The sequence below is a fragment of the Methanospirillum sp. genome (genome assembly GCF_028679455.1).
Lineage (GTDB): Archaea > Halobacteriota > Methanomicrobia > Methanomicrobiales > Methanospirillaceae > Methanospirillum.
Map to the genome: position 1 here is coordinate 1 of NZ_JAJRBM010000322.1, position 5,767 is coordinate 5,767.

Annotated in this window: 6 protein-coding genes; 3 read left to right on the forward strand and 3 right to left on the reverse strand. The window is 44.4% G+C overall.

Annotated elements, in window-relative coordinates; all coding sequences use genetic code 11:
- Nucleotides 1–298: 298 nt before the first annotated feature.
- Entirely contained in the window at nucleotides 299–670 is a 372-nt protein-coding gene (locus tag LUQ50_RS11170) for a DUF5658 family protein (RefSeq protein ID WP_300039914.1), read from the reverse strand.
- 437 nt (nucleotides 671–1,107) lie between these two features.
- Between LUQ50_RS11170 and LUQ50_RS11175 the strand changes: the two genes are divergently transcribed.
- On the forward strand, nucleotides 1,108–1,614 hold the full coding sequence (locus LUQ50_RS11175; RefSeq protein WP_300039915.1) for a hypothetical protein: 507 nt from the start codon (nucleotides 1,108–1,110) through the stop codon (nucleotides 1,612–1,614).
- Nucleotides 1,615–1,696: 82 nt separating this feature from the next.
- Nucleotides 1,697–2,524, forward strand: coding sequence for a class I SAM-dependent methyltransferase (locus LUQ50_RS11180; RefSeq protein WP_300039916.1), 828 nt, complete (start codon nucleotides 1,697–1,699; stop codon nucleotides 2,522–2,524).
- Between the two features lie 29 nt (nucleotides 2,525–2,553).
- Here LUQ50_RS11180 and LUQ50_RS11185 read toward each other — a convergent pair whose 3' ends face one another.
- Nucleotides 2,554–3,084 (reverse strand): hypothetical protein, encoded by a 531-nt coding sequence (locus LUQ50_RS11185; protein ID WP_300039917.1) that lies wholly within the window; start codon nucleotides 3,082–3,084, stop codon nucleotides 2,554–2,556.
- Between the two features lie 640 nt (nucleotides 3,085–3,724).
- On the opposite strand from LUQ50_RS11185, the gene LUQ50_RS11190 reads away from it, so the two are divergent.
- Nucleotides 3,725–4,951 carry a TIGR00300 family protein gene (locus tag LUQ50_RS11190; protein WP_300039918.1) on the forward strand — a complete coding sequence of 409 codons (1,227 nt, stop codon included), beginning with the start codon at nucleotides 3,725–3,727 and terminating at the stop codon, nucleotides 4,949–4,951.
- A gap of 186 nt (nucleotides 4,952–5,137) precedes the next feature.
- On the opposite strand, the gene LUQ50_RS11195 is transcribed toward LUQ50_RS11190, so the two are convergent.
- The coding region (locus tag LUQ50_RS11195; RefSeq protein ID WP_300039919.1) for a class I SAM-dependent methyltransferase at nucleotides 5,138–5,767 on the reverse strand (630 nt) is incomplete at its 5' end.

The following is a 5,767-nucleotide window of genomic DNA, read 5'->3' on the forward strand; positions in this document are numbered from 1 at the left end:
AGACAACCGGTTCGTGGCTGCTCACTTACTTTGGGGCACTAATTGGACCCGGATCCTTTCCCTATGCACGAAACCGGTGGGAAGAGCTGATTCTTGGTATTTCAGTACTGGGGATTTTGATCTGGATTGTGATAACTAATTGGGGATGATGCATACCTGCCCTGATTCTGTGCTGTTCTGAATGGTTTCTGCAATTCAATTATGAAAATCATTGAAAAATGTATGGAAAACTCGACAGATTGAACCGGTATGCATGATCTGCATTCCCCAGGATCCATTATGAACTCTCTCTCCCAATTCATGAGATCATGAGCAGCACCATGATATTATTCCCTACCACTATCGCACTCTGCAGGATCAGTATCATGCCGGTTGCCCATGCTGCCAGGGGGTAATACCGATCTGAGGTCGTGAGTGAGACATAAACCCAGAATAGGAGCAGAACTTTTGCAGCACTCATAATCGGCCAGAACCAGATGGTCTGTTGAAAGATGCTGAATACTGGGTTTAATTCTACTCCACCGTACTCAATAACCAGTTTCGTGGTCAGCAGATCAAGGCTTTGGAGACAGAATAAGGCGACGATGGTCATCATCCACCAGGATGTACCCGATGAACCGTATGACGGCTTCAGTCCCCGTGAATAGTGCCAGACCTTTGTTCCTGTCATGATCTCCACCCTCGATGATATGCCAGTGAGGATATAATGGATTCCCTCACAATGCGGGACCAAATCGAGTGAAGATGGCAGAATAATACCTTATTCACGTTCGTGTGATGTATGTTGTACTCATCAGGAGTAGGTATGAAAAATCAGGGGGATCATTCACTCAAAGACTCAGGAACTGATACCGTACCCGTACCTGCCGCACTGGTCTTCTCATTGCATCAGATCAAATATCATCGACGATAGAATGAGGCCTCCCGGGAGATCAGCAGATCTCTGGCATTACCATTACTCATCAGATCTCTATCCGTCCTGGAGGGGATCTGCAGGCGGAGAAATAAGAATGATTCTTATTTCCATGTCTCCTAGTTAGTATCATGAATTGTAAAATCTGTGATATAAAATATTACGCAAACTCACTTTTGTGGACATTCCTCTGGATGAGCAGCCTGGTGTCAGGCGGTCTGCTTGCACAAACCCGTGGCCTGCCCTGGATTCCTCTGACGGTAACTGATTTTAAAATTAAAAAAATTTTTGTAACTCTGCCATTACAGCGTATCGTAGTACTGGATTCATCACAGCAGATTTCCACGGTCGCCCGTTTATTAGGAATCACCAATCTCATCGTAGGTCTTGACCGCGAATCGGCTAAAAACCATGAAGCATTTCCTGAAGGTTACTCTGGATGTCTGGTTGGATCAGCAGAGAATCCGAATATTCCTCTGATAGAAACACTTGACCCGGATCTTGTTCTTACCGGAAATATTACCGATGAGATGATTGGGCAGATGGAGGCTCATGGTCTGACGGTTGCATCGATATCGGTTTTTCCAAATCAATATGGCGGTTTTATATCGTTTTCTGAGCTCTCCTGGATCGTGCAACAGATCTCCGGCCTGAACAGGGAGAACGATCAGGAAGTCGGTATGGAAGGTTTGCGGGCATAAAGAGCAGTATCATGCGGGAAATGTACTGAAATTTAGGCCAGGTCCCGTTGTATAAGCCTATGAGCATGAGTCACAATAATCTATGAAAACTCCTTATTCCAGCCATGAACCTGAAGGCAGAATCAAGTTGAATGCCTATCTCCCGGTACCGCTCCATGGATGGGCCCTTAAGCATCAGATCAGTACCTACTGGGATCAGGTGGCACTGGATTATGCAAAACACCAGTGGGATCAGGCGATAGCAATACCTGCAGATACGGTACTTGAATGGAAGAATCTGTTGAGCAAAAGCCTTGGAACCAAAACCTGTACCGTCCTGGATGCGGGATGCGGGCCAGGAACACTGACATGCCTCCTGTCTAAAATGGGGTGCCTGGTGACCGGTGTTGATCTCTCCTTTCCGATGATCAAGGCTGCACGAGAGTATGCAAATACCAGTCATGCCTCCATCAGGTTAAAACGGGGTGATCTAGAATTTATCCCCTTCCCAGAGAATTCTTTTGATGCGGTAGTGAGCAGGGATGTACTCTGCGCAACCGTTCATCCTGACCGTATCGTTCATGAATGGATGCGGGTGCTCAGGCCTGGGGGAAGACTGATCCTGATCGATAGGAACTGGAATTGTTCTGATCGGAGCATTCCCGGAAGGATCTGCAGATTTGTTGCCCCCGGGATCATTGACAGGATTCTGGATAATTACTCGCCGGTTCCTGATATGCCACCTCACATGAGGAATGCCCTCTGGTCACACTCAAGATCCCGGCCCTTGTATGATCTTAACCTCATACAAAAAGCAGGTTTTGTTGATGTTGAGGTTGAACCCCGGCTTCCGAAAACCAGGTTTGAGACCAGGGAGTCCCTGCTTGGATATGCGAGCAGACGATTCCTGATTTCAGCCAGGAAACCATAAGGCCCCGGGTTTTGTCACCGGTTTTCTGATTACCTGATATATTCCAGGTTCTCTCCTTCCTGAACAAGATTGCTGAGTGCGATGACATACTGGCTGCATACCGTACTGACGTTTTCCTCCCCTACCCAGGAATCGAAATGATAACTGTTGTTTTCTGTTTCCTGAATTGGGCGGGTAATGCCGGGTGAACTGCCCGTATTCCCAGATAATAATTGTTTGATCGATTCATAGAGGTTTTCTAAAATGGTAGGGGAACCAGGAGAAGGACTAGGCTGGGCAGGATCTTCTTCCTGAACGGTGGGTAATTTTTGAGTAGTAATATGATACTGCAGATCTGATCCTGCAGCAAAAAAGGAAAACAATGGGGAGGTCTCTAGCGAATTTTCATACCATATCTGGCAGGGTTTTCCATTGACCTGCGTGCTGATGTCACGCATAATCTTCTGAGTTGCGGATGTGAATGCATCCAGATAATATCCGAATTCAACCGGAGTATTGCGGACATGTTCCATCTGCTTCAAGAAAAATTGTGCAGGTTCAATTTTTTTTACGGTGTCCATATGGTTCATCTGCAGTATGAATATTAATAAATTTTGTAAGAATTGGTATGTGTGATATTAATATTTAATAAATATGTAGTAAGAAGGCTGAAATTATGCAGCATTGTTAGAGATATTGGGGGAAATATTATACATTATATCCATAACGCCTTTATTCCAACATTAGTATTACTAAAAAACCGATAACTAAAATATAATCTATATTATTTTGAGGAGAAATCGATCAGTATCGCTTGCAAAAATATAGGGGATAAGTATTATGATATTTAAAAATAATATAATTAATTGCTACGTCCAAATTGTATTTCTGGTTTATTGCTAAAGGAGAATACTTTCGTTGTTGCCCGTACCCGTGCAGAATGTTGTTGATCTGATAACTGGAAGTTGTAGGAATCCATGTGGCGGGGAGAATAACCATTGTGTACAGACTTTGGTATTACGATGGTTGAACCGGAAAAAAGTAGGAGATACCAAGGATCGACTCTACTCTTATCCTTATCACTACCTCTGCCCCGAAAACGGGTTAGGTGGAGTTCGATAGTATCCGCATTTCTGATGAAATACGGAATTATATCGAGAGTAACGTGATCTGACAATTCAACAGATAATTATCAGCAATGCACGGTAAGAGATGATTTATATGAACGTCATTTCAGAAGAGATTGAACTAAAAGGCCACATCATTGACTCGTCGATTTTGACAAAAGTCCTTGACACGATTTTGGATATGAAAGGGACATTCGAGATCCTGCAAGTCGATGTCGGCAAAACGAAGGATGACGAAAGTTATTGCAGGATTCGTGTTGAGGGGCATGAACAATTATTTACTGAACTTAAAAACCTGGGAGCACTTCTTCCCAGAAAGGAGATAAAAACAGAACCTGCACCACTGGATGGAGTATTGCCGGAAAATTTCTATGGTACAACGCATCATCCGACCTTCGTCTTTATCAAGAACGAATGGAGGGAAGTTGAAGACATCGAGATGGACTGTATTATTGTTGTCAACGGCGTAAAAGCAGTATGCCGGCGTCAAGGTGTGGTTAAGGAAGGAGATCGTATCGTCGTTGGTTTTGATGGGGTTAAAGTCGAAGCACCGCAACGGCCGAGGTCGCCGGTTGATCTCTTTGGTTTCATGTCAAGCGGAGTCTCACCAGAGAAACCGATTAACTATCTCATAAAAGATCTTGCCCGGGAGATTAAGAAGATCCATGATCGTAATGGTTTTATTATCTATGTCATGGGTACCGCGATGATACATACCGGGGCAGATGAAGCGTTTTTAGATCTGATACGAATGGGATATGTTCAGGCTTTGTTTACCGGTAATGGTTTTTCTGTGATGGATATGGAAAAACAGTTGTTTGGAACTACGCTTGGAATGGATAAAAAAACTGGAAAGGTTTTAAAAAGCGGGTACAAAAGCCACATCATAGCAATAAATGAGATCTGGAGAGCAGGCAGCGTTCGTCAGGCTATCGATAAGGGAGTGATTCAGGGTGGTGTACTCTATGAGTGTGTGAAAAACAATGTACCGTTTGTTATTGGTGGTTCAATAAGAGATGACGGACCACTACCGGATACGATAACCAATGTCATGCAGGCCCAGGACGAGATGAGAAAATATGTTCAGCAGGCAGACATGTGCATCATCTGTGCTTCCATGCTTCACGGAATTGCGGTCGGAAATATGCTCCCCTCAAAAGTGAAGACTGTTGCAGTGGACATTAATCCCTATGTGGTAACAAGACTGCAGGACCGTGGAACAACGCAGGCACTTGGGCTTGTTACCGATCCAGCGCTCCTGTTGCCCCTCCTTGCATCAGAGATCATGGAATTGGAAGGAATGTCTGCCAGAGCCAATTAAAATACCACTATTATTGGCTCTATTATAGAGAGACTGTCCAACGAAGTCTTTTAAGGATATTTTTTTAAATTTCGATCCGTGTCAATTTTGATTGATATTCTGTCCTGCCTATTGTCGCCCATAGGGCAGCCTTGCTATCTCGCGTCAAAATGAGAACCCGCTGGAGATGCATATACCAGATGCAGGTTACCGGGAGAACCCATTTGTTTGTAAAACAGTCTTATTTCCAGGTTTTGTGGCAATTGCAAACAACGTCATATTCCTTGCCCCGGGACGAAAGTGTGCATGGTTTCTTGCAAGTATATCACAGATTTCTGCCCGGAGCTGTTCCCTGACCTCGGACGGAACATGAGTTAGCAGGTTCTCCACCCGCATTGAAATTCTGTGTCTCCCTGAATAATCCTGATATAGCCACTGACTCGGACGAGATTCAATAAATATGGGGTGAAAACCGGATCCTACAAGGAGGTGGGTCAACTCATGGAGAGAGATCGGTGATGTACCCTGGTGAGGATCCGATGGATAGGGAAGATAATATTTTCTGAAGATGGGCATAAGGAGATCTTTCATGGAATAGGAAGCATTTCCATCCCGGGTGGTCATTCCCAGGGTTCCTCCTGGTTTCAGTACCCTGAGTACTTCGCTGAGTGCTACCTGTTTCTCATCGATCCAATGGAACGAGGAGCAGAAATATGCATGATCTATTGAGGAGTTGGCAATACAAGAGAGATCTTCTGCTTTCCCAATCCTGAACCTGATAGTAGTCTGCGTATTCTCATGAAATTTCTTTAAGGCAAGATTGATCCGGTGGGATGA